Here is a 22,902-nt window from a genome sequence, read left to right as displayed (position 1 = left end):
TTACTGCGAATCGCCGCCGGCGGCGCTGCTCAGGCGGCCGTTGACGCGGCGACGGCCGGCAGCGGCTTTTTCAGGTACAGCCGCTGGTGCCCAGGCGGGCAGTCGTCCAGCACGCCCATCGGCTGGTAGCCAAGCTTGTGGTAGAAGTCCGGCGCCTGGAAGCTGTAGGTGTACAGGAACACGCCGACACAGCCGCGGCGTCGCGCCTCCTCCTCTACCTGCGCCATCAGCGCCGCGCCCAGGCCGGCGCCACGCTGCGCGGCGTCCAGCCACAGGTAGTCCACGTACAGCCAGCCCATGCCGGAGTGGCCGAACAGGCCGCCGACCACCGCGCCGGCCGCATCGCGCGCGTACAGCTCGAAGTCCTGATAGGCGTAGTCGCCGATCTGTTCGACGTTGAAGGCCTTGAGGCCATGCTGGACGACTGCGCGCGCCTGCGGATCGGCGCCGAGACTGAATTGGAAATGGCTGTGCGACATGGACGGACTCCCGGTTAATGGAGCCGCCAGTCTAGCGGGCATTGCCGTCCGCGCGCGAGGCGGCGTGCCCGCATCGGCACGGCGATGTCCCGAAAATGCGGCCAGGGTTGGCCGCAACCTCGCTCAGGTGCCGCAGAAGGTACGGTAGCCGGCCGCCAGTTCCGGCGCCGCCGGTAGCGCGTAGCGTTCCAGCCCGGCGCGTTCGGTGAACGGATCGGCCAGCACGTCGAGCAGGCGCAGCGTCAGGCTCATGTCGCCGTGCTCGCTGGCGGCGGCCAGCGCTTCCTCCACCAGATGATTGCGCGCGATGTACAGCGGGTTGAGCACGCGCATCGCGCCAGCGCGCGCGGCGGCGGTTTGCGGCTCGGCGGCGAGGCGTTGCTGCCAGCGCGCGAGCCACGGCTGCAGCGCGGCCGGATCGGCAAACAATGCGGCCAACCTTGAACCGTCGCCATCCACCGCGTCGGCGAGATAACGCCAGGCGAGGGTGAAGTCCGCCTGCTGCGCCTTGAGCAGTGCCAGCCAGTCGTCGGCCAGCTGCTGGTCGCCATCCTGCGCCGTGTCGAGGCCGAGTTTGCGCCGCGCCTGCGCCAGCCACTCGTCGCGGTAATGGTCGGCAAAGCGGTGGATGACCTCGGTCGCCTGCGCCACCGCCTGTTGCTGCGATTCGGCGTCCAGCAGCGGCAGCAGCGTTTCCGCCAGCCGCGCCAGGTTCCACTGCGCGATGGCCGGCTGGTTGCCGTAGGCGTAGCGGCCGCGCTCGTCGATAGAGCTGAACACGGTGGCCGGGTCATAGGCGTCCATGAACGCGCACGGGCCGTAGTCGATAGTTTCGCCGCTGATGGTCATGTTGTCGGTATTCATCACGCCGTGGATGAAACCGGCGTGCATCCACTGCGCGATCAGCCGTGCCTGGCGCCGGCATACCGCGTCGAGGAAGGCAAGATAAGGGTTGGCCGCATCCAGCAGTGCCGGATCGTGACGGCGGATCGCGTAGTCGGCCAGCTGGAGCAGCGCGTCCTCGTCCTCGCCGTTGGCGAAGTACTCGAAGGTGCCGACGCGCAGGTGGCTGGCGGCGACGCGGGTCAGCACCGCGCCGGGCAGCGGCCGCTCGCGGTATACGTTCTCGCCGGTGGCGACCACCGCCAGCGCGCGGGTGGTGGGGATGGCCAGCGCCTGCATCGCCTCGCCGACGATCAGCTCGCGCAGCATCGGCCCCAGCGCCGCCTTGCCGTCGCCGCGGCGCGAGAACGGGGTGCGACCGCTGCCCTTGAAGGCGAGGTCGCGACGTTGGCCGCCGCGGTCGATCATCTCGCCCAGTAGCAGCGCGCGGCCGTCGCCCAGCGTCGGCGAGTAGCCGCCGAACTGGTGGCCGGCGTAGGCCTGCGCCACCGGCTGGGCGCCATCCGGCAGCGCCGCGCCGGAAAACCATGCGGCCAACGTTTCCGTGGAGACGGCCGCGCCATCCAGCCCCAGCTCATCGGCCAGCGCGGCGTTCCAGTACAGCAGCCGCGGCTGCGGCGGGGTGGCCGGTTGCCACGGCACCGCGTGTTGCGGCAGGTCGCGGGCGTAGCTGTTGTCGAAGGCGATGAGGGACATGATCTGGCTTTCCGGCAAGAAGACTGATGGGGGTTCGACCGCGCCGCGGCGGCAAGGTGCGCCGTGCGCGGCAGCAAAAAGCCGCCCCGGAGGGCGGCTGACTATCGGTTATTAACGGCTGCGGCCAACCTTGCCGCCCGGTTTGGCGCCGCCACCGCCACGACCGGTGTTGGGCTTGGCGGCGGCGGGTTTGCCGGCTGGCGCCTTGGCGGCGGCCGGTTTGGCGCTGGCGCTGAAGGTCTTGCCACTGCCACGCGGGCTGCCGGCCGGTGCGCGCTGGCCCTGCGGCTTGCCGCGACTCAGCGGCTGTTGGCCGAAGCGATGGCGCGCGGCGGCGGCCTTGTCACCCGGCGGCGTCGGCGGGATCAGGCACTGCTTGCTGTGGCCGATCAGGTCGGTACGCCCCATATTGATCAGCGCCTCGTAGATGATCTGCCAGTTGTCCGGGTGGTGGTAGCGCAGCAGCGCCTTGTGCAGCTTGCGGCGGTAGCCGTCGCGCACCACGTCCACCTTTTCCGAGCTGCGCGACAGGCGCTTCAGCGGGTTGCGGCGGGTGTGCCACATGGTGGTGGCCATCGCCATCGGCGTCGGGGTGAAGGTCTGCACCTGGTCGAGGCGGAAGTTGTTCTTCTTCAGCCACAGCGCCAGGTTGACCATGTCTTCGTCGCTGGTGCCCGGGTGGGCCGCGATGAAGTACGGGATCAGGTACTGCTCCTTGCCGGCCTGGCGGCTGAAGCGCTCGAACAGCTCCTTGAACTTGTCGTAAGCGCCCATGCCCGGCTTCATCATCTTGGACAGGGGGCCTTCTTCGGTGTGCTCCGGCGCGATCTTCAGGTAGCCGCCAACGTGGTGCTGCACCAGCTCCTTGATGTACTCCGGCGATTTCACCGCCAGGTCGTAGCGCAGGCCGGACTGGATGTTGATCTTCTTGATGCCCGGCAGCGCGCGCGCCTTGCGGTACAGCTGGATCAGCGGGCCGTGGTCGGTGCCGAGGTTCTCGCACACGTCCGGATAGACACAGGACAGCTTGCGACAGGAACGCTCGATCTTCGGGTCCTTGCAGCTGAGGCGGTACATGTTGGCGGTCGGGCCACCAAGGTCCGAGATGTGGCCGGTAAAGCCCGGCGTCTTGTCGCGGATTTCCTCGATCTCTTTCAGGATCGACTCTTCCGAACGGCTCTGGATGATGCGGCCCTCGTGCTCGGTGATGGAGCAGAAGGTACAGCCGCCGAAACAGCCGCGCATGATGTTGACCGAGTACTTGATCATCTCCCACGCCGGGATGTGCGCGTCGCCGTAGCTCGGGTGCGGATTACGGGCGTAGGGCGCGCCGAACACGAAGTCCATTTCCTCGGTGCTCAGCGGGATCGGTGGCGGCGTCAGCCACACGTCGCGCGTGCCGTGGCCCTGCACCAGCGCGCGGGCGTTGCCGGGGTTGGACTCCAAGTGCAGGGTGCGGCTGGCGTGCGCGTACAGTACCGGGTCGTGCGCCACTGCCTCAAAGGACGGGATGCGGATCACGGTCTTGGCGCGTTCGGCGCGGCGCTTGGCCAGGCGCTCCTCGCGCGATTCGATGCGGATCACCTGCGGCTTGGCCGGATCGTTGCCGGCGGTGGCCTTGGCCGCCTGCTCCGGAATCTCTTCGTACGGGTTGAGGTGGACATCGACCTTGCCCGGCACGTCGACCACGCTGGAGTCCATCTCCTGCCATTCCTCGTCCGGACGCCAGCCGTGCGGCACCACGAAGGCGGTACCGCGGATGTCGCGCATCTCGGACAGCTTCTCGCCGCGCGAGGCACGGTGGGCGATCTCCACCAGCGCGCGCTCGGCGTTGCCGTACAGCAGGATGTCGGCCTTGGAGTTCACCAGCACCGACGGGCGCACCTTCTCGCTCCAGTAGTCGTAGTGGGCGATGCGGCGCAAGGACGCCTCGATGGAGCCGATCATCACGCCGACGCCGGGATAGGCCTCGCGGCAGCGCTGCGCGTACACCGTCACCGCGCGATCCGGGCGCTTGTTGGCCTCGGCGTGCGGGGTGTAGGCGTCGTCGGAGCGCGGGCGGCGATCGGCGGTGTAGCGGTTGATCATCGAGTCCATGTTGCCGGCGGTGACGCCGAAGAACAGGTTGGGCTTGCCCAGCTCGCGGAAGGCGTCGGCGCTGTTCCAGTCCGGCTGCGCGATGATGCCGACACGGAAGCCCTGCGCCTCCAGCAGCCGCCCGATCAGTGCCATGCCGAAGCTCGGATGGTCGATGTAGCAGTCGCCGCTGACAATGATGATGTCGCAGGAATCCCAGCCCAGCTCGTCCATCTCGGCACGGCTCATCGGCAGGAAGGGCGCGGTGCCGAAGCGTTGCGCCCAGTATTTGCGGTAACTGTTGATCGGTTGGGGTGCGGCAGGAAGCGTCATCGTGGCAGGTATTCCGTGTAAGACCGCGCATTGTGCCAGAAAGCGGCGCGGCTTTCATCTGAAAAAGGCTTTTTTTTCATCGACATAGCGTCGCAATACCCATAAGAAAATTGCGGCTTTTTCCTCGCCTGCTGCCGGCAGAACCGGCGCGTCTGCCGACGGCGGTCACGCCCGGCCGCACAGCCCATGACAACGGTTTCAGCCGTGCCACCTGCCCGGTCGCCCAAGGTTGGCCGCAGCCAGCTTACTGACGGAACGGCGGCCAGTTACGCTAGAATCTGCCCTTTGCCGATTAGCGGAATACCGTGCCATGAGATCGCTGCTTTACCCCGTTGCCCTGCTGTCGCTGCTGGGCGGCTGCGCCAGCCACACCCCGGCCCCCGTGGCCACGCCGTTCCCGCTGGCCAGCCAGCAGGACGGTCTGGCCGAACCGGCCCCGGCGCCGGTCGTCACTGCCCCCGTCATCACGCCAACGGCCCCGGTCAGCGTGCCAGCACCGAAAAAGGCCACCCTGCCCCCGACACAGCTGCTGGACAGGCTGCTGCCGGACTACGTCAAGCCGCGCAGCGGCTGGCGCGACGACATCGTCAATGCCTTCGGCGCACTGCAGCTGCCGCCGACGGCGGAGAACTTCTGTGCGGTGATCGCGGTGATCGAGCAGGAATCTACCTTCCAGGCCGACCCGGTGGTGCCGGGCCTGCCGGCCATCGTGTGGAACAAGATCGAGGAAAAAGTCGCCGGCTACCACGTCCCGCTGACGCTGGTGAAGGCGGCGCTGCTGAAGCCGTCGCCGACCGGCGAGAGCTACAAGTCGCGCATCGACAGCCTGCGCACCGAGCGCGAGATGAACGACCTGTTCGAGGACATGGCGGCCGAGGCCGGCAAGCTGAACCTGCCGGTGGGCATGAGAAACCCGATCAACACCGTCGGCTCGATGCAGGTCAGCGTGGCCTTCGCCCAGGGCCACGTTCGCGCCTGGCCCTACCCTTACCGCTACCAGGGCAGCCTGCGCAACGAGGCGTTCAGCCGCCGTGGCGGCATCTACTTCGGTGCGGCCAACCTGCTGCAGTATCCGGCCGGCTACCGCGACATGATCTACCGCTTCGCCGATTTCAACGCCGGCCGCTACTCCAGCCGCAACGCCGCCTTCCAGCTTGCCGTGGCGCAGCTGAGCGGGCGCAAGCTGGTACCGGATGGCGACCTGCTGCGCTATCGCGACGGCCTGCCCTCCGGCGAGTCCAGCAGCACCGAGCGCGCGCTGTACCGCATGGGCCCGCAGCTGGGGCTGAGCGACAGCGCCATCCTGCGCGACCTGAAGCAGGAAAAGAACAGCAGCTTCAGCCAGAGCGTGCTGTACCAGAAGGTGATGGCGCTGGCCGACAAGCAGCAGGGACGCAAGGTGGCGCGCGAGGCGTTTCCGCAGATCCAGCTGAACAGCCCGAAGATCACGCGCAAGCTGACCACCGAGTGGTTCGCCAAGCGCGTCGGCTGGCGCTACGACAACTGTCTGAAGCGCGCCCCGCAGTAAACGAAAAGCCCACCGTGTCGCGGTGGGCTTTTTTCTGGCCACACAGACCGGCGACCGACAAAACAAAAACACCACCCGAAGGTGGTGTTTTTGCTTGAATCCTGGCGTCCCCACGGGGAATCGAACCCCGGCCGCCGCCGTGAAAGGGCAGTGTTCTAACCGCTAAACTATAGGGACTGTGGTGCACCCGGAGCGATTCGAACGCCCGACCCTTTGGTTCGTAGCCAAATACTCTATCCAACTGAGCTACGGGTGCAGTGCTGGCGGAGAAAGAGGGATTCGAACCCTCGATACAGGTTTAAGCCCGTATGCTTCCTTAGCAGGGAAGTGCCTTCGACCTCTCGGCCATTTCTCCGTCAAGCGAGGCGCCATAATACAAACGAAGGCGCCTGCTGTCAAGCATTATTGCAAATTAATTGGCGGTAGCCTGATCCAGGCCGAAGGCCTTGTGCAATACGCGCACGGCCAGCTCCAGGTACTTCTCGTCGATCAGCACCGATACCTTGATCTCGGAAGTGGAGATCATCTGGATGTTGATGCCCTCTTCGGCCAGGGTACGGAACATGGTGGAGGCGATGCCGCAGTGCGAGCGCATGCCCACGCCAACGATGGATACCTTGGCCACCTTGTCGTCGGCGTCGATCTTGGCGGCTCCGATGTGGGTCTGCACGTCGCGCAGCACGCCCATGGTGCGAGGGAACTCGCCGCGCGGCACGGTGAAGGAGAAATCGGTGGTGCCGTTTTCGCCGACATTCTGGATGATCATGTCGACTTCAACGTTGGCATCGGCGATCGGGCCCAGGATCTGGTAGGCGATGCCCGGCTTGTCCGGCACGCCTTTCACGTTGATGCGTGCTTCGTTACGGTCGAACGCGATACCGGCAACTACGGCCTTTTCCATATTCTCATCTTCCTCAAACGTAATCAGTGTGCCCTCGCCCTCGTCCTCGAAGCTGGAGAGCACGCGCAGGCGTACCTTGTACTTGCCGGCGAATTCCACCGAGCGGATCTGCAGGATCTTGGAGCCCAGCGACGCCATCTCGATCATCTCCTCGAAGGTGATGGTCTTCAGGCGGCGCGCTTCCGGCACCACGCGAGGGTCGGTGGTGTACACACCGTCCACGTCGGTGTAGATCTGGCATTCGTCGGCCTTCAGTGCCGCCGCCAGTGCCACCGCGGAGGTGTCGGAGCCGCCACGGCCCAGCGTGGTGAGGTTGCCCTGCTCGTCGATGCCCTGGAAACCGGCAACGACGACCACGCGGCCCTCGGTGAGGTCGCCACGCATCGCGGCTTCGTCGATCGACTGGATACGGGCCTTGTTGAAGGCGCTGTCGGTGACGACACGCACCTGCCAGCCGCAGTAGCTCTTGGCCTCGACGCCGATTTCCTTCAGCGCCATGGACAAGAGGCCGATGGTGACCTGCTCGCCGGTAGAGATGATTACATCGAGTTCGCGCGGATCGGGCTGATCCTGGATTTCCTTGGCCAATGCGATCAGGCGGTTGGTTTCCCCGCTCATGGCGGATACGACAACCACCACATCATGTCCCTGGGCTTTCCATTTGGCGACACGGCGGGCCACGTTCTTGATGCGCTCCGGGGAGCCCATCGAGGTACCGCCGTACTTTTGTACGATAAGTGCCATGTTTATGTTTTCTTGATAGGGTTTTGGATGTCGAACGATGATTCTTGCCTGATCTGGCACAGAAATGCAAGCCGCTGCGCCGCAAAAAACACGGCATGTTCCGCGGTGCAGCAAATCGTGCCGCAACCGTGCGCAGCAGCCGTCGTTACGGGGTCAAAAAAACCCGCCGGAGGGCGGGTTCAGAACGTGCTCACGATCTCGCGAGCTAGAGCAAGACAAGGCGGAAATGGCTGGGGAAGCGACGTTTGGCTGGATATAAACAAGCATTCCGAAACCTTCTTTCAACGCGGTATCGCCCCATCCGGATCAGCCGCAGCAGATCGTGAACAGGTTCTCAGACGCAGAGCGGGGCCTCGCGCATCGCCTCTACTTGCTGTTGCAGCTCGGCGATGCGCTCCTGCCAGTACTGCGCGGTATCGAACCACGGGAAGGCGACGACAAAGGCCGGATCCTCGCGCCGCCGCGTCAGCCACGCGCTGTAGTGCAGCAGGCGCAGCGTGCGCAGCGCCTCCAGCAGGTGCAGCTCGCGGCGGTCGAAATCGCAGAAGTCCTCGTAGCCGACGATCAGTTCCAGCAGCTGCGCCTGTTGCTGTGCGCGGTCGCCGCTGAGCAGCATCCACAGGTCCTGCAGCGCCGGCGCCATGCAGCTGTCGTCGAGATCGACGAAATGCGGCCCCTCTTGTGCCCACAGGATGTTGCCGACGTGACAGTCGCCGTGCACGCGGCGCCAGCCGATGTCGCCGGCACGGTCGAAGGCGCGGCGCACCTCGTCCAGCGCCTGCCGCGCCGCCTGCTCGTAGGGGCCGGCGAGATCGTAGGGCAGCTGCGCCTGCTCCTGCACGCAGCGCAGCGAGGCCTCGCCGTAGCTGTCCGGGTCCAGGGTTGGCCGCAAGTGGTAGGGAGCCACCGCGCCGTGAGCGTGCAGGCGGCCGAGAAAGCGCCCAAGCCAGGCCAGGGTGTCAGCGTCGTCCAGCTCCGGCGCGTGGCCGCCGCGGCGCGGGAACAGCGCGAGACGGAAATCCTGGTAGTGGTGCAGCGTGCGGCCGCCGAAGGCCAGCGCCGTCACCACCGGGATGTCGCGCGCCGCCAGCTCGGCGGCGAAGTCGTGCTCCTCCTGGATCTGCGCGTCGCTCCAGCGCTCCGGGCGGTAGAACTTGGCCACCAGCGGCGTACCTTCCTCGATGCCGATCTGGTAGACGCGGTTTTCGTAGCTGTTGAGCGCCAGCAGGCGGCCGTCGCAGCGCAGGCCGAGGCTTTCCACCGCGTCGAGCAGGAAGTCCGGGGTCAGGCGCGAAAAGGGGTGCAGGGAGTGGGCTGTCATGGTCGGCATTATAAGGCGCATGGCGCGATGCTTTGCGAATTGTCGGCCAGCCTTTACCATCCGTGGATGAGCTCAACTTCCTTTAGCTATTTCCAGTCCGAAGACCGCCTGCTGGTGGTGGTTCAACCGGGCGACCACAAGCTGTGGCTGACCCGCCGCCTGACCTGTTCCATCCTCGGTGACATCGCGCGCCTGTTCGCAGGCCAGGTGCCTGGCGACGGCATCCCCGGCGCCGGCAACGAGGACGAACGCATCGCGCTGGAACACCGCATGGCGATGAACGAGGAAGACCTCGACACGAACGACCCGCAGCACCGTCCGCTGCAGTTCAGCGACAGCGCGCCGGCGCGGCCGGGCGACAGCGACATCCTGCTGTGCACCGGTCTGGACGCGCAGCTGGGCCGCGACTACGCCAGCCTCAGCTTCGTCTGCGGCGACAAGACGCTGAACCTGCGCCAGAGCCGCCCCGGTTTCCACCGTTTCCTGCGCACACTGCTGCTGTGCGCCGACAAGGCCGAGTGGCAGCTGCCGGCCATCCCGGCGTGGCTGACGCAGAGCCTGCTCGGCGAGCTGCTGGCCAATCTGCCGCCGCTGGACGAGAACGACGAACAGGATCAGCCATGAGCGGCCGGCGCGTCTTAAGGCAGGCTTCAGCCGCCGCTGCCAGCATCCCCCCTTTTTTCCGGAGCCCGTCATGAACCCGCATCCCTCCCTGCAGCAGGCCGCGCAACGCAGCCTGTGGGTCAGCGTTGCCGTCAACGTCGTGCTCACCCTGCTGCAGATCGTCACCGGGCTGTGGGCCGGCTCGCAGGCGCTGGTTGCCGACGCGCTACACTCGCTGTCCGACCTGATCGCCGACTTCGTCGCTCTCTTGGCGCGCCGCCACAGCCACAAGGCGCCGGACGACGACCACCACTACGGCCACCAGCGCTACGAGACCGCCGCCTCGCTGGCGCTGGGCCTGCTGCTGCTGGGCGCTGGCGCCAGCATGCTGCTGGGCGCCGGCAACAAGATCACAAGCAGTACGCCGCTGGTGCCGGTGCACCAGGCGGCGCTGTGGGTCGCGCTGCTGACGCTGCTGAGCAAGGAATTGCTGTTCCGCTACATGCTGAAGATCGCCACCGAGGTCAAATCCAGCATGCTGGTGGCCAACGCCTGGCACGCGCGCGCCGACGCCGCCTCGTCGCTGGTGGTGGCGCTGGGCATCGCCGGCAACCTCGCCGGCTACACCTGGCTCGATCCGCTGGCGGCGGCGCTGGTCGGCTTCATGGTCGGCAAGACCGGCTGGGGCTTCGCCTGGGACGCGCTGCACGACCTGATGGACCGCGCCGCCGACGCGGATACCGTGGCCGCCATCCGCGCCACGCTGCTGGCGACGCCGGGGGTGCAGGGCGTGCACGACCTGCGCACGCGGCGCATGGCCGACCAGATCCAGGTCGACGTCCACCTCGAGATCGACGGCAACCTGACCGTGCACCAGGGCCACGACATCGCCGCCGCGGCACGGCTGCGGGTGATGAGCAGCCAGCCGGTGCTGGACGTGATGACCCACATCGACCCGGTGTGAGCTACTGCGGCCAACCCTGGGCACCCGGAAAAACTCGGTGCCGGGGCTGGCTGCTGCGCCATGCCCCCATCGTTACAGACACCCGCTTCGGCGCGGCACGCTATCTGGCGGCCGACAATCGCCGGCGCAAGGGTAATTCCGCATTGGCAGGCGCGCCGGCACGGGCTTTAATCCAGAACGAGCCTGCCCGGGCATTGCGCTGGAGACCCTGCTTACGCCATGAACGTCGCCCTTTTCATCCCCTGTTTCGTCAACGAACTGTATCCGCACGTGGCGATGGCTACCGCCGAGCTGCTGGAAGGCTACGGTATCGATGTCGTCTACCCGCTGGAACAATCCTGTTGCGGCCAACCCTTGAGCAATAACGGCGACAGCCAGGGCGCCTGCGACGCCGCGCGCCGCTTCACCGGCGTGTTCAAGGACTACGACTACATCGTGTCGCCGTCCGGCAGCTGCACCTCGCACGTCAAGCATCACTACGGCTGGTATATCGCCGACGATGCCGACTACCAGGCCATGCAGCCGCGCGTGTACGAGATCGTGGAATTCCTGCAGGACGTGCTGAAGGTCGACAGGCTGCCCAAGCCGGTGTACTTCCCGCACCCGGTGTCCATCCACCAGAGCTGCCACGGCCTGCGCGAGCTGGGTCACGCAGCGCCATCGGAGCTGATGATCCCCTACCACTCGCGGCTGGAACGCATCCTGCAGCTGGTGGACGGCGTCGACGTGCGGCTGCCGGAACGCCGTGACGAGTGCTGCGGCTTCGGCGGCACCTTCAGCGTGGACGAACCGGAAGTATCGGTGGCGATGGGCGAAGACCGCGTGGCGCAGCACGAGGCCACCGGTGCCGAGTTCATCGTCGGCGCCGACCCGTCCTGCCTGATGCACATGGGCGGCATCATCCGCCACAAGTGTCGTCCCATCCGTCCGCTGCACATCGTCGAGATCCTCACCGGACGCGGGGGCGCGGCATGAAGAACGACAACATCAACCACGCCGAAGCAGCGGCAGCCTTTTTGCAGGACCGTGAACAGGCGCGCTGGCACGACTCCGCCATCTGGTGGGTGCGGCAGAAGCGCGACATGCAGGCCAAGCAGCTGCCGGAGTGGGAACAGCTGCGAAGCTTGGCGCAGCAGATCAAGGCGCACACGCTGTCAAAACTCGACGAGTACCTAGAGCAGTTCCAGCGTAACGCCGAGCAGAACGGCGTCACCGTGCACTGGGCGTCCGATGCCGACGAGCACAACCGCATCGTGCACGGCATCCTGGCTGCGGGGGGCGTCAAGAAGCTGGTGAAGTCGAAATCGATGCTGACCGAGGAATGCGGGCTGAACCCGTATCTGGAGCAGCGCGGCATAGCGGTGATCGACACCGACCTCGGCGAGCGCATCGTGCAGCTGCGCCACGAGCCGCCGAGCCACATCGTGATGCCGGCGATTCACCTGAAGAAGGAACAGATCTCCGAACTGTTCCATAAAGAACTGGGCACCGAGGCCGGCAACAACGACCCGACCTATTTGACCCACGCCGCGCGCGCCAACCTGCGCGAACACTTCCTTACCGCCGATGCCGGCCTCACCGGCGTCAACTTTGCCATCGCCGAAACCGGCGGCGTGGTGGTGTGCACCAACGAAGGCAATGCCGACCTCGGCACCGCGCTGCCACCGATCCACATCGCCAGCATGGGGCTGGAGAAAATCATCCCCAAACAGGAACACCTGGGCGTGTTCACCCGCCTCTTGGCGCGTTCGGCCATCGGCTCGCCGATTACGACTTATACGTCGCACTTCCAGCAGGCGCGCCCGGGCGGGCAGATGCACATCGTGATCGTCGACAACGGCCGCAGCGACATCCTCGGCAACGACGACTTCTACCAGAGCCTGCGCTGCATCCGCTGCGGCGCCTGCATGAACACCTGCCCGGTGTACCGCCGTAGCACCGGCCACAGCTACAGCTACATCATCCCGGGGCCGATCGGCTCCACCCTCGGTCCCAGCCGCGACATCAAGAAGCACGGCAGCATGGCCTTCGCCTGCACCACCTGCGGCTCGTGCAGCAATGTCTGCCCGGTGAAGATCAATCTGCACGAGCAGCTGATCCTGCAGCGCAAGCGCGCCTTCGACGCCGGCACGCTGAAGCCGGCCAAGAAGATGGGCCTGCTGGCGATGCGCTTCCTAACCCAGCATCCAAGCCTGCTGGACGCCGGCGGCAAGCTGATGCGCAAGGTGGTGCCCATCGTGCCGCAGGCACTGACACGACACAGCGCATGGAGCCGGCCGGGGCGCGAGCTGCCGGACATGCCGGCGCAGAGCTTCAAGGAAATGTGGCAGGCCAGAAAGGAGAACAAGTCATGAGCAGCCGCGAAACCATCCTCGCCCGCCTGCGCCAGAACCGCCCGCAAGGCCCGGCGCTGCCGGACATCCACGCGGTGCCGTTCATCACCTTTGAAAACAAGTTCGACGCCTTTGCCACGCTGGTGCGCAACCTCGGCGGCGACGCGGTACAGCTGCAACCTGGCGAGACGGTGCAGGACATCGTCGCACAACGTTGGCCGCAACATGGCCGCGTAGCCGACCTGACCGCCACCACGCCGGAACAGGTAACCGCACCGCACGACTGGCACGACGTCGACATCGCCATCGTGCCCGGCGAGCTGGCGGTGGCGGAAAGCGCGGCGGTGTGGGTCAGCCACTCCGGCAACAGCCAGCGCGCGCTGTATTTCCTTACCCAGAAGCTGGTGCTGGTGGTGCCGAAAGATGCCATTGTCGACACCATGCGCGACGCCTACACCCGCGTCAGCATCCGCGAGCACGGCTTTGGCGCGTTCATCAGCGGCAGCTCGCGCACCGCCGACATCGAACAAAGCCTGGTGATGGGTGCCCACGGCGCCATGGCGGCGCTGGTGATCTTCGTCTGAATACTGCGTTGTTGCTTCTCTTGATACGGCCTGCGGGCCGTTTTTTTTGGAGGGATGAAAAAGGGCCGCAGCAAGCTGCGGCCCCAGGCAGTCAGCACGGAGCCTCAGGCGCCGGCCGTGTCGTGCCCGGCGCGGAACAGCCAGCCGCCCAGCGCGCCACCGATGGCCGCCCCCGCCAGCTGCGCCAGCACAAAGCCGCCGACATCGGCCGGCGCGATGCCGGCAAAGGTATCGGTCAGGCTGCGCGCCAGCGTCACCGCCGGATTGGCAAACGAGGTCGAGGCGGTAAACCAGTACGCCGCCACGATATACAGCGCCACCAGCAACGCCACCTTGTCGCGGGCGTGCCGCACGCCACCGAGAATGGTCAGCAACAGGCCGGCGGTCGCGGTGGCCTCGGCCAGCCATTGCGGCCAACCGCTGCGCACATGCTGCGATGCCTGCAGCAGCGGCAGGTCGAACATCGCGTGCGCCAGCAGCACGCCGGCGACGGCACCGGCCACTTGCGCCGCCAGATACGGCAGCAGGCGTGGCCACGGCAAATCGCCGCGCGCCGCCATCACCAGGCTGACCGCCGGATTGAAGTGTGCGCCCGACAGCGGCGCAAACAGCGTGATCAGCACCAGCAGGCCGGCACCGGTGGCCAGCGCATTGGCCAGCAGGGCGACCGCGTCGTTTCCTGCGGCCAACGTTTGCCCCATGATGCCGGAGCCGACCACCACCGCCAGCAGCAGGGCACTGCCGAGGGCTTCTGCAACCAATGCCCGCATCGCTTATGCCTTCCCGATGGCGGCCAGTTCGGCCTTCAGTTCATCCTCGCCCAGCGCGGCGATGTCCAGCGCCACGAAGCGGCTGACGCGGCGATGGATGATCTGGTACGCGGTCGCGAACGCCGCCATCGCCTCCTCGTCGTTGCTGCCGACCCCGGCCGGGTCTTCCAGCCCCCAGTGCGCACGCAGCGGCGCACCCGGCCACAGCGGACAGGTCTCGCCGGCGGCGCTGCCGCACACGGTGAACACGAAGTCCATCTGCGGCGCATCCGGCACGCCGAACTCGTCCCAGCTCTTGCTGCGGTAACCGGCGGTGTCGATGCCGTGCAGCTGCAGGGTCTTCAGCGCGTAGGGATTGACCTTGCCGGCCGGACGGCTGCCGGCGCTGTAGCCGCGGAAACGGCCCTGCCCCAGATGGTTGATCAGTGCTTCGCCGAGAATGCTGCGCGCCGAGTTGCCGGTGCACAGGATCAGTACGTTGTAGACCTTGTCAGTCACGGGATTTCCTTTCCTTGGAAACGATGGCTTCGATGTTCTTGCGCGCGATCAGCTGGATCTTTTGCGGCGCTGGGGCACAGCAGGCGGCATCGCTACTGGCGGCACTCGGAGTGCAGCAGGCATCGGCGGCAGCCAGCGCCGCCGGCGCCGGGGCGCAACAGCTGTCGGGGTTGGCCGCAGCGGCTGCCGGCGCGTCGTTATAGGTCGGCGCGCTGTCCAGCGTGTGGTAGGTTTCCCAGGCGATGCCGGACGGGTCCTGCACCCAGTGCTTGTCCGATCTGGCGTAACAGCAGGTGGTACCCTCTTCCGTCAGCGCCGCCATGCCGGCAGCGTCGATGCGCTGCTTCAGCTCGGCCAGCTCGTCACCGTTTTCGGCCTGGATGCCGAGGTGATCCAGCCCGGCCGGAGCGCCACGCTGGCTGATGGCAAAGTTGACGCGCGGGTCGTCCAGCAGCCACTTGGCGTAGTCGTGTTTCAGCACGCTCGGCTCGGCGCCGAACAGCGCGCTATAGAAGCGAACGCTGGTGGCCAGCTCGTCCACCGAGACGTGGATATGCAGTCGTTTCATGGCAATTCTCCGGTTCAGCAGGCACAGCCGTCGGCGCTGGAGGCGCGACAGCAGTTTTCGGTCATAAACGACAGCAGCGCATTCATGCTGCTGAAATTGGCGGCGTAGATCACGAAGCGGCCATCCTGGCGCCCGTCGATCAGTCCGGCGTGAGACAGTTCTTTCAGGTGGAAGGACAGCGTGGCCGGCGCGCAGCCCAGTGCCTCGGCCAGCTCGCCGGCGGCACGTCCGGCGGGGCCGGCCTCCACCAGCTGGCGAAACACCGCGAGGCGGGTTTCCTGCGCCAGCGCGGCCAGCATCCTGACGGCGAGTTTCGTTTCCATATTTTGATAATCATTGAAATATTGAAGCGATTATCGCCAACGCCATGGCAAAACACAAGGGCGGCGGCGGCAAGGACGACAAGGAGGATGGAACCGGCGCAAGGTTGGCCGCAACGCCTGCGGCCAACCTTGCTTACGCCGCCTGCGGCAGCGGCTGCGCCACCGGCTTCGGCCTGGCGACGATGTGGCCGGACAGCAGGCTGGCGCTGGCGATCAGCGCGCCACCGATCCACTCCTGCAGCTGCATGCGCTCGCCGGCGAGCAGATAGGCGGAAATGGCGGCGAACAGCAGCTCCATCAGCATCAGCGTCATCACCTGCGTCGCCGGCAGAATCGACAACCCGTGCATCGAGATGATGCTGGTCGCCAGCAGCGTGACGCCCAGCACCAGCACAATCAGCAGCACCTCGCCGTGCAGCAGCACAAGCTCCGCCTCCAGCTGGCCGCGCCACAGCAGCGAGGCCAGGCCGCAGGCGGCCACGCCCAGCCACACCATCGCCGACTTCAGCGCCACCGGCAGTGCATGCGCCTTCTTGGACAGCACATTGCCCAGCGCGAAGCTGATGCCGCCGGACAGCGCCAGCCAGTCGGCGCGGCTGGAGAAGAAGTCGCCACTGAACAGCCCCGGGCGGTACAGGATCACCATCATGCCGGTCAGCGACATGGCGATCACCAGCCAGCCGATGCGGCTCAGGCGCTCGTGCAGCAGCAACCAGGAAAACAGCGCGCTCCACAGCGGCGACAGGTAGAACAGCAGCAGCACGCGCATCACCTGCCCTTCCGACACCGCCCAGGTGTAGCTGAAGTTGCACCAGCCATAGAGCAGGGCCAGCGGTAGCAGGATGAACTCGAAACGCGCCTCGCGGCGGAACACCTCGCGGAACAGCACCCCGCCCAGCGCGGCGGCGACCAGATACACCGTCAGCGAGGTGGCGGCGGTGGAAAAACCGGCCTCGTGTAGCGCGCGAAACGGGAACCACATCATTCCCCATACCAGTGCCGTGGTCAGGGCGCACGTCACCGCCAGCAGCTTTTGTTTTGCCAGATTCATAGTCTTTTCTTACACTTGTCGTTTTGTTGCATTGCAAGGAAGCGGCGTTGAATCCCCACCTCGAACTGTTGCAGCCCTACCCGTTCCAGCGTTTGCGCGGCCTCTTGGCCGGCGTGACGCCCCCCGCCGACCTGCCGCACATCAACCTGTCGATCGGCGAGCCGAAACATCCGACGCCAGAGGTGGTGAAGCAGGCACTCGTCGCCAACCTCGACGGTCTGGCCGCCTACCCGGCCACCCTCGGCAGCGATGCGCTGCGCACTGCCTGCGCCGGCTGGCTAGCGCGCCGCTACGACGTCGCCGTCGATGCCGCCCGCGAAGTGCTGCCGGTGTGCGGCAGCCGCGAGGCGCTGTTTTCCTTCGTGCAGGCGGTGATCGATCCGCGCGGTGAACAGAATCCGGTACTGATCTCGCCCAACCCGTTCTACCAGATCTACGAAGGCGCCGCGCTGCTGGCCGGTGCCGAACCCTACTATGTCAATTGCCTGGCCGCCAACCGCTACCAGCCCGACTGGGCGGCAGTACCGGAGGCGATCTGGCAGCGCACGCAGGTAGTCGTAGTATGCAGCCCGGGCAACCCGACCGGGGCGGTGATGTCGCTGGATGACTGGAACACACTGTTCTCGCTGTCCGACCGCTACGGCTTCATCATCGCCAGCGACGAGTGCTACTCCGAGATCCACTTCGGCACTCCGCCGCTGGGCGGCCTACAGGCGGCGCAACAGCTTGGCCGCGGCTTCGAGCGACTGGTGATGTTCACCAGTCTGTCCAAGCGCAGCAATGCTCCCGGCCTGCGCTCCGGCTTTGTCGCCGGCGATGCCAAAGTGCTGGAGAAATTCCTGCTGTATCGCACCTATCATGGCAGCGCCATGAGCGTCACCATCCAGCAGGCCAGCATCGCCGCCTGGAACGACGAAGAACATGTTGCGGCCAACCGTGACGCGTATACTGCCAAATTCGACGCCGTCACCGCGCGCCTGTCGCAGGTACTGGACGTGACGCGGCCGGATGCCGGCTTCTACCTGTGGGCGGCGGTGCCGGGCGGCGATGATGCCCGCTTCGCCCGCGAGCTGTTCGCGCAGCAGCACATCACCGTGCTGCCCGGCAGCTTCCTTGCCCGCGACGCGCACGGCGTCAACCCCGGCGCCGGCCGTGTGCGCCTGGCGCTGGTGGCACCGCTGGCGGAATGCGTTGCCGCCGCGGCACGCATCGAACAGTTTTTGCGGCATTACCACTAAAAGCAATAACACCACCGAACAACCAAACCAGCAGAAGACCCATCATGTCTGTAGAAATCCACCTTGCCAAAGGACTGAGCAAAATGCACCCGATCCAAGCCCTCATCGAAGAAGCTTTTGAAAAACGCGCCGACATCACCCCGGCCACCGTCTCCGCCGAACTGAAGTCGGCGATCGAGCAGGTGATCAACGAGCTGGACAGCGGCAGCCTGCGCGTCGCCGAGAAGATCGACGGCGACTGGGTGGTCAACCAGTGGGTGAAGAAGGCGGTACTGCTGTCGTTCCGCATCCGCGACAACGCCGTTCAGGATGATGGCGTATCGCGCTACTTCGACAAGGTCGACACCAAGTTCCACGACTGGAACCAGCAGCGCTTCGCCGACGCCGGCTTCCGCGTGGTACCGGGCGCCGTGGCGCGCAAGGGCAGCTTCATCGCCAAGAACACCGTGCTGATGCCGTCCTACGTCAACATCGGCGCCTACGTTGACGAAGGCACCATGGTCGACACCTGGGCCACCGTCGGCAGCTGCGCCCAGATCGGCAAGAACGTGCACCTCTCCGGCGGCGTCGGCATTGGCGGCGTGCTGGAGCCGCTGCAGGCCAACCCGACCATCATCGAGGACAACTGCTTCATCGGCGCACGTTCCGAAGTGGTGGAAGGCGTCATTGTCGGCGAAGGTTCGGTGATCTCGATGGGCGTGTACATCGGCCAGTCGACCAAGATCTACGACCGCGAAACCGGCGAAGTCACTTACGGCCGCATCCCGCCGGGTTCGGTGGTGGTATCCGGCAACCTGCCATCGAAAGACGGCAGCCACAGCCTGTACTGCGCGGTGATCGTGAAGAAGGTCGACGCGCAGACACGCAGCAAGACCAGCATCAACGAACTGCTGCGCGGCGTGTAAAACCCACCGCCGGCCGGTGCCGCACTGTGCACCGGCCCGCCACAGTTGCACACGTCATGGCGCTGCCTTTTTGCGCCATGCAGCACAGACGGGTACAATAGCGGGGCAATGCAGAGGGGATCGTGAATACGATCCCCTTACCTGTTCCCCCCAAGGACTCGCCACTACATCGTGCAAAACGACAGTTTCATCGAATTCAAACACGTCAGCTTCGGCTACGGCGATCGTCTCATCCTGCAGGATATCTCGCTGAAAATCGGCCGTGGCCAGCTGGTCGCCATCATGGGCGGCAGCGGCAGCGGCAAGACCACGCTGTTGCGGCTGATCGCGGGCCAGATCCGCGCCCAGCAGGGCCAGGTGCTGGTCGACGGCCGCGACGTTGGCCGCATGAACCAGCGCGAGCTGTACCAGCACCGCCGCCGCATGGGCATGCTGTTCCAGTTCGGCGCGCTGTTCACCGACCTCTCCGTCTTCGACAACGTCGCGTTCCCGATCCGCGAGCACACCTCGCTCAGCACGGAAATGGTACGCGACCTGGTGCTGATGAAGCTGCACGCTGTCGGCCTGCGCGGCACCGAGTCGCTGATGCCGGCCGAGCTGTCGGGCGGCATGGCGCGCCGCATCGCGCTGGCGCGCGCCATCGCGCTCGACCCGCAGATCATGCTCTACGATGAGCCGTTCACCGGCCTGGACCCAATCTCGCTGGCCACCATCGCGCTCTTGATCAAGAAGCTGAGCGACGCGCTGGGCACCTCGGCGGTGATGGTCACCCACGACGTGCACAAGTCGCTGGAAATCGTCGACTACGTCTACTTCATCGCCGGCGGCAAGATCGCCGCCGCCGGTACCCCGGACGAGGTGCGCGCCTCGGATTCGCCATGGGTACACCAGTTCGTGCATGGCGAGGCCGACGGCCCGGTGCACTTCGCCTACCCGGCGCAGCAGAGCCTCGCCGGCAGCTTCGGTCTGGAGGGCGCATGATGCTGGATACTCTGTTCGCACCACTGCGCAAACTCGGCCACAGCACCATCAACGCCATCTGGAAGCTGGGCGTGATGAGCCGCTTCCTGCTGTCCATCCTCACCCACTCCGGGCAAAGCCTGTTGCGCTTCCAGCTCACCATCCGCGAGGTGTACTTCGCCGGCGTGCTGTCGCTGATCATCATCGTGGTGTCCGGCCTGTTCGTCGGCATGGTGCTGGGCCTGCAGGGCTACAACACGCTGTCGCGTTTCGGCTCCGCCGACGCGCTGGGCGCGCTGGTGGCGCTGTCGCTGCTGCGCGAACTGGGCCCGGTGCTGGCCGCGCTCTTGTTCGCCAGCCGCTCCGGCAGCGCGATGACCGCCGAGATCGGCCTGATGAAGGCCACCGAGCAGCTGGAGGCGATGAGCGTGATGGCGGTCGATCCGGTCGCCCGCGTGGTGGCGCCGCGCTTCTGGGCCGGCGTGATCTCCATGCCCATCCTCGCTGCGCTGTTCAACGTGATGGGCATCTTCGGCGGCTATCTGGTCGGCGTGGTGATGATAGGCCTGGACGAAGGCACCTTCTGGTCGCAGATGCAGAACAACGTCGACCTGCACTTCGACGTGGTCAACGGCCTGATCAAGAGCCTGTTCTTCGGCATCGCGGTGACGCTGATCGCGGTGTTCGAAGGCTTTGACGCCACGCCCACTGCCGCGGGCGTCTCTTCTGCCACCACCCGTACCGTGGTGACCTCGGCCCTGGTTATCCTGGCGCTGGACTTTGTCCTGACCGCCTTCATGTTTTAGGAATACGTCATCATGAAACGCTCCATCATTGATTTGTGGGTCGGCATCTTCGTCGCCATCGGTCTCGCCTCGGTGACCTTTCTCGCGCTGAAAGTGGCCAACCTGACACCGCAAAGCGACAGCAACAGCTACACCCTGATCGCCGAATTCGACAATATCGGCGGCCTGAAGGTGAAGGCGCCGGTGAAATCGTCGGGCGTGGTGGTCGGCCGCGTCAGCAACATCGAGCTGGACACCAAGCGCTACGTCGCCCGCGCAACGCTGACCCTGAACGGTCAGTACCACTTCAGCCGCGATACCAGCGCCGAAATCCTCACCGCCGGCCTGCTCGGCGAGCAGTACGTCGGCCTGGTGCAGGGCGGCGACGAAGAAAACCTGAAGCCCGGCGACCGCGTGCAGCTGACCTCGTCGGCGCTGGTGCTGGAACAGCTGATCGGCAAGTTCATGACCAGCTTTGCCGAAGGCAACAACAAAGCCGCCGCCGATGCCGCGCGCGCGGAAACTGCGCCCTGAAAAAACCCTCCAAGCCCTTGTTACCCGAGATACGGAAAACCATCATGAAAAAGCTGTTTGCCTGTTTTGCCCTGCTGTTCGGTCTGAGCAGCGTCGCCCACGCCGCCGACACCCCGGTGGATCTGGTCCGTGACACCTCGCGCCAGGCGCTGGAAATGCTGAGCAAGGACAACGGCAAGAACAGTGCCAAGGTCCGCGAACAGCTGATCAGCATGGTGACGCCGAAGTTCGACTTCCAGCGCATGACCGCGCTGGCAGTCGGCAAGGACTGGCGCGCCGCCACCCCGGCCCAGAAACAGCAACTGGCCAAGGAATTCGAGACCCTGCTGGTCGGCACCTACTCCGCCACCATGACCCGCTTCAAGAACGCGCAGATCGATATCAAGCCGAATGTGCTGCTCAACAACGAAGGCCGCGAGGCCGTGGTGAAGTCGGAAGTGACGCTGCCGGGCTCGGCCGAGAAGAAGCCGATCAACGTCGACTACACCCTGTACAAGACGCCGCAGGGCTGGAAGGTATTCAATGTCACCGTTGAAGGCGGCAGCCTGGTCACCATCTACCGCAACCAGTTCGGCGAACAGGTGCGCAAGAGCGGCATCGACGGCCTGATCAAGTCGCTGCAGGACAAGAACAGCGGCGCCAAGGCGGCATGAAACTGTCCGAAACCCAGAGCGGCGTGGTGCGGCTTGACGGCGCGCTGACCATGGACAGCGTCGCCGATACCCAGCTGCAGCTGGACAGGATGCTGGTCAACGGTGCCATGACGCTGGATTTTTCCGGCGTCAGCCACTGCGACTCCGCGGCGCTGGCGCTGCTGCTGGCGTTGCGCCGGCGCAAGGATGCGCGCAACATCAAGCTGGCTCATATCCCGGCCAACCTGTACGGCCTCGCCCGACTTTACGAACTGACCCCATTGCTGGAACTGCCACCGGAAACCCGATCATGAAACGTCTGCTTGTCGTCGGCGGCTGCCTGTTGCTGACCGCCTGTGCCAGCGCCCCCAGCCATCCGCAGGACCCGCTGGAGCCGCTGAACCGTGCCGTTTACCGCTTCAACGACACCGCGGACAAGGCGGTACTGAAGCCGGTGGCGCAGGCCTACCAGAAGGTGACGCCGCAGCCGGTACGCACCGGGGTCGGCAACTTCTTCGACAACCTGCGCGACGTGTACAGCGCCGCCAACCACACCCTGCAGGGCAAGGCGGAGCTGGCACTCACCGACGTACTGCGCGTGTCGTTCAACAGCACCTTCGGCCTGTTCGGCCTGATCGACATCGCCACGCCGATGGGACTGAAGAGCAACAAGGCGACGCTGGGCGACACCTTCGCCCACTACGGCTGGCAGAACAGCAGCTACCTGGTGCTGCCGCTGCTGGGGCCATCCACCGTGCGCGACGGCAGTGGCATCCTGATCAGCAACTCGCTGGAGCCGGCCACCGGCGTGTTCCAGACCCACACCCAGGCCACCACGGCGCGGGTGCTGGACGCGGTCAACACCCGCGAAAGATTGCTGGGACTGGAAACCGTGGTCGAAGGCGCGGCGCTGGACAACTACAGCTACGTGCGTGACGGCTTCCTGCAGATGCGTGCCCACCAGCTGGGTCTGCCACAGGACAAGCGGCAGCAGGAGGAAGACCTGAACATCGACGAACTGGTCGATGATCCGCAGGACGCCAGCGCGCCGGCAGCGAACGATGCCAGCGGCGCAGCCGTCAGCCCGCCCTGAGCCGGCCACCCGTTACGAACCAAGCCACCCCTGCGGTGGCTTTTTGTTTGCCTCAAGCAGGCGTCGTGTAGTCGGCAACC

At 65.7% G+C, this 22,902-nt stretch carries 24 protein-coding genes and 3 tRNA genes; 14 read left to right on the top strand and 13 right to left on the bottom strand.

Annotation, left to right across the window (positions count from 1 at the left end):
• Positions 1–29: 29 nt before the first annotated feature.
• The 3 genes from PQU96_RS01380 to PQU96_RS01370 form a co-directional block, all read right to left on the bottom strand.
• Positions 30–479: a GNAT family N-acetyltransferase gene (locus tag PQU96_RS01380; RefSeq protein WP_272770492.1), complete on the bottom strand. Its 450-nt coding sequence runs from the start codon at positions 477–479 to the stop codon at positions 30–32.
• 123 nt (positions 480–602) lie between these two features.
• A complete protein-coding gene (locus PQU96_RS01375; protein ID WP_272770491.1) occupies positions 603–2,078 on the bottom strand; it encodes a protein adenylyltransferase SelO in 1,476 nt (491 codons plus the stop codon).
• 111 nt (positions 2,079–2,189) lie between these two features.
• Positions 2,190–4,487: a YgiQ family radical SAM protein gene (locus PQU96_RS01370; protein ID WP_272770490.1), complete on the bottom strand. Its 2,298-nt coding sequence runs from the start codon at positions 4,485–4,487 to the stop codon at positions 2,190–2,192.
• A 310-nt stretch (positions 4,488–4,797) separates the two neighbouring features.
• Between PQU96_RS01370 and PQU96_RS01365 the strand changes: the two genes are divergently transcribed.
• Entirely contained in the window at positions 4,798–6,015 is a 1,218-nt protein-coding gene (locus PQU96_RS01365) for a DUF1615 domain-containing protein (RefSeq protein WP_272770489.1), read from the top strand.
• A gap of 102 nt (positions 6,016–6,117) precedes the next feature.
• Here PQU96_RS01365 and PQU96_RS01360 read toward each other — a convergent pair.
• From PQU96_RS01360 to PQU96_RS01340, 5 genes are all read right to left on the bottom strand, one after another.
• Positions 6,118–6,192 (bottom strand) — tRNA-Glu (locus PQU96_RS01360).
• 2 nt (positions 6,193–6,194) lie between these two features.
• Positions 6,195–6,271, bottom strand: a tRNA-Arg gene (locus tag PQU96_RS01355).
• A gap of 5 nt (positions 6,272–6,276) precedes the next feature.
• Positions 6,277–6,370, bottom strand: a tRNA-Ser gene (locus tag PQU96_RS01350).
• Between the two features lie 57 nt (positions 6,371–6,427).
• Entirely contained in the window at positions 6,428–7,660 is a 1,233-nt protein-coding gene (locus PQU96_RS01345; RefSeq protein ID WP_272770488.1) for an aspartate kinase, read from the bottom strand.
• A gap of 334 nt (positions 7,661–7,994) precedes the next feature.
• Positions 7,995–8,981: a serine/threonine protein kinase gene (locus PQU96_RS01340; protein WP_272770487.1), complete on the bottom strand. Its 987-nt coding sequence runs from the start codon at positions 8,979–8,981 to the stop codon at positions 7,995–7,997.
• A 66-nt stretch (positions 8,982–9,047) separates the two neighbouring features.
• On the opposite strand from PQU96_RS01340, the gene PQU96_RS01335 reads away from it, so the two are divergent.
• From PQU96_RS01335 to PQU96_RS01315, 5 genes are all read left to right on the top strand, one after another.
• The gene (locus PQU96_RS01335; RefSeq protein ID WP_272770486.1) at positions 9,048–9,605 is read left to right on the top strand and encodes a hypothetical protein; all 558 of its coding nucleotides are present in this window, start codon (positions 9,048–9,050) and stop codon (positions 9,603–9,605) included.
• A gap of 70 nt (positions 9,606–9,675) precedes the next feature.
• Positions 9,676–10,548 (top strand): cation diffusion facilitator family transporter, encoded by an 873-nt coding sequence (locus PQU96_RS01330; protein ID WP_272770485.1) that lies wholly within the window; start codon positions 9,676–9,678, stop codon positions 10,546–10,548.
• 219 nt (positions 10,549–10,767) lie between these two features.
• Positions 10,768–11,523 carry a (Fe-S)-binding protein gene (locus PQU96_RS01325; RefSeq protein WP_272770484.1) on the top strand — a complete coding sequence of 252 codons (756 nt, stop codon included), beginning with the start codon at positions 10,768–10,770 and terminating at the stop codon, positions 11,521–11,523.
• Entirely contained in the window at positions 11,520–12,902 is a 1,383-nt protein-coding gene (locus PQU96_RS01320) for a lactate utilization protein B (protein ID WP_272770483.1), read from the top strand. Before PQU96_RS01325 ends, PQU96_RS01320 begins: the two co-directional genes overlap by 4 nt.
• On the top strand, positions 12,899–13,465 hold the full coding sequence (locus PQU96_RS01315; RefSeq protein WP_272770482.1) for a LutC/YkgG family protein: 567 nt from the start codon (positions 12,899–12,901) through the stop codon (positions 13,463–13,465). Before PQU96_RS01320 ends, PQU96_RS01315 begins: the two co-directional genes overlap by 4 nt.
• A 104-nt stretch (positions 13,466–13,569) precedes the next feature.
• On the opposite strand, the gene PQU96_RS01310 is transcribed toward PQU96_RS01315, so the two are convergent.
• The 5 genes from PQU96_RS01310 to PQU96_RS01290 all read right to left on the bottom strand — a co-directional run bounded on the left by PQU96_RS01310 (position 13,570) and on the right by PQU96_RS01290 (position 16,675).
• Positions 13,570–14,235, bottom strand: coding sequence for an aquaporin (locus PQU96_RS01310; protein WP_272770481.1), 666 nt, complete (start codon positions 14,233–14,235; stop codon positions 13,570–13,572).
• Between the two features lie 3 nt (positions 14,236–14,238).
• On the bottom strand, positions 14,239–14,733 hold the full coding sequence (locus PQU96_RS01305; protein ID WP_272770480.1) for an arsenate reductase ArsC: 495 nt from the start codon (positions 14,731–14,733) through the stop codon (positions 14,239–14,241).
• Positions 14,726–15,301: an ArsI/CadI family heavy metal resistance metalloenzyme gene (locus PQU96_RS01300; protein ID WP_272770479.1), complete on the bottom strand. Its 576-nt coding sequence runs from the start codon at positions 15,299–15,301 to the stop codon at positions 14,726–14,728. The genes PQU96_RS01305 and PQU96_RS01300 overlap by 8 nt, the downstream gene beginning before the upstream one ends.
• A 14-nt stretch (positions 15,302–15,315) precedes the next feature.
• A complete protein-coding gene (locus PQU96_RS01295) occupies positions 15,316–15,624 on the bottom strand; it encodes an ArsR/SmtB family transcription factor (RefSeq protein ID WP_272770478.1) in 309 nt (102 codons plus the stop codon).
• Positions 15,625–15,757: 133 nt separating this feature from the next.
• Positions 15,758–16,675, bottom strand: a complete 918-nt coding sequence (locus PQU96_RS01290) for a DMT family transporter (protein WP_272770477.1) — start codon at positions 16,673–16,675, stop codon at positions 15,758–15,760.
• 47 nt (positions 16,676–16,722) lie between these two features.
• On the opposite strand from PQU96_RS01290, the gene dapC reads away from it, so the two are divergent.
• From dapC to PQU96_RS01250, 8 genes are all read left to right on the top strand, one after another.
• A complete protein-coding gene (dapC, locus tag PQU96_RS01285; RefSeq protein WP_272770476.1) occupies positions 16,723–17,913 on the top strand; it encodes a succinyldiaminopimelate transaminase in 1,191 nt (396 codons plus the stop codon).
• A gap of 83 nt (positions 17,914–17,996) precedes the next feature.
• Entirely contained in the window at positions 17,997–18,818 is an 822-nt protein-coding gene (gene dapD / locus PQU96_RS01280) for a 2,3,4,5-tetrahydropyridine-2,6-dicarboxylate N-succinyltransferase (protein WP_272770475.1), read from the top strand.
• 168 nt (positions 18,819–18,986) lie between these two features.
• Positions 18,987–19,799 (top strand): ABC transporter ATP-binding protein, encoded by an 813-nt coding sequence (locus PQU96_RS01275; protein WP_272770682.1) that lies wholly within the window; start codon positions 18,987–18,989, stop codon positions 19,797–19,799.
• Positions 19,799–20,584 (top strand): lipid asymmetry maintenance ABC transporter permease subunit MlaE, encoded by a 786-nt coding sequence (gene mlaE, locus PQU96_RS01270; protein ID WP_272770681.1) that lies wholly within the window; start codon positions 19,799–19,801, stop codon positions 20,582–20,584. Before PQU96_RS01275 ends, mlaE begins: the two co-directional genes overlap by 1 nt.
• A 12-nt stretch (positions 20,585–20,596) precedes the next feature.
• Positions 20,597–21,097, top strand: coding sequence for an outer membrane lipid asymmetry maintenance protein MlaD (gene mlaD, locus PQU96_RS01265; protein ID WP_272770474.1), 501 nt, complete (start codon positions 20,597–20,599; stop codon positions 21,095–21,097).
• Between the two features lie 44 nt (positions 21,098–21,141).
• Complete coding sequence (locus PQU96_RS01260) at positions 21,142–21,750, top strand: MlaC/ttg2D family ABC transporter substrate-binding protein (RefSeq protein ID WP_272770473.1); 609 nt, start codon at positions 21,142–21,144, stop codon at positions 21,748–21,750.
• Entirely contained in the window at positions 21,747–22,043 is a 297-nt protein-coding gene (locus tag PQU96_RS01255) for an STAS domain-containing protein (protein WP_272770472.1), read from the top strand. Before PQU96_RS01260 ends, PQU96_RS01255 begins: the two co-directional genes overlap by 4 nt.
• Complete coding sequence (locus tag PQU96_RS01250) at positions 22,040–22,822, top strand: MlaA family lipoprotein (RefSeq protein ID WP_272770471.1); 783 nt, start codon at positions 22,040–22,042, stop codon at positions 22,820–22,822. Before PQU96_RS01255 ends, PQU96_RS01250 begins: the two co-directional genes overlap by 4 nt.
• The last annotated feature ends 80 nt before the right edge of the window (positions 22,823–22,902 follow it).

Origin of the sequence: Vogesella margarita, assembly GCF_028548475.1 — a bacterium.
In the GTDB taxonomy this organism is placed as follows: Bacteria; Pseudomonadota; Gammaproteobacteria; order Burkholderiales; family Chromobacteriaceae; genus Vogesella; species Vogesella margarita.
Note: the sequence above shows the minus strand (reverse complement) of the source record. Positions and strands in the feature narration are given on the sequence as shown.